Genomic DNA, 394 nt, shown 5'->3' with positions numbered 1-394 from the left:
CGGCTGCGGGGCGTTTTGCTGATCCATGACTATCGACGTCCATAAACGTGTCCCCCATTGTAGAGGGAGGCGTTAAGACTGACGAATTCCGGCGACGATTGCCCCGATAGGGCCAAAGTTAATAAATCCTTTAGCAATTTGATTATCACCTGCCAGAGAATTAAGCTTCTGGGTTGAGTAGTCAGCCACAGCACCAATGGTACCAAGACCAGCAAAAGCAAGACCAGCTTTAGCAGCGACCTTGTGTGGTTGACTAGAACCTGCAAGGTTGCCAAGAGGGTTAAATCCTCCGTCTTTGAGCTTCGAGGCAGAGTCGCGGGCGGCATTAGCTGGGTTCCAAGTGTTGTACAGGGGTCCAGTGGTATTTTTGTTGGGTTTTGACTTTAGGGTGTTG

1 protein-coding gene is annotated in these 394 nt (G+C 50.3%); it reads right to left on the bottom strand.

Translation table 11 applies throughout. From position 1 onward, the window contains the following. Window positions 1-72: 72 nt before the first annotated feature. The coding region (locus tag EIP85_RS22965) for a hypothetical protein (protein ID WP_164871878.1) at window positions 73-394 on the bottom strand (322 nt) is incomplete at its 5' end.

It is taken from the genome of Solirhodobacter olei (assembly GCF_004010155.1).
GTDB classification, from domain to species: domain Bacteria; phylum Pseudomonadota; class Alphaproteobacteria; order Rhodobacterales; family Rhodobacteraceae; genus Solirhodobacter; species Solirhodobacter olei.
The sequence above is the reverse complement of the archived record's forward strand: the minus strand, read 5'-3'. Positions and strand labels throughout refer to the sequence as shown.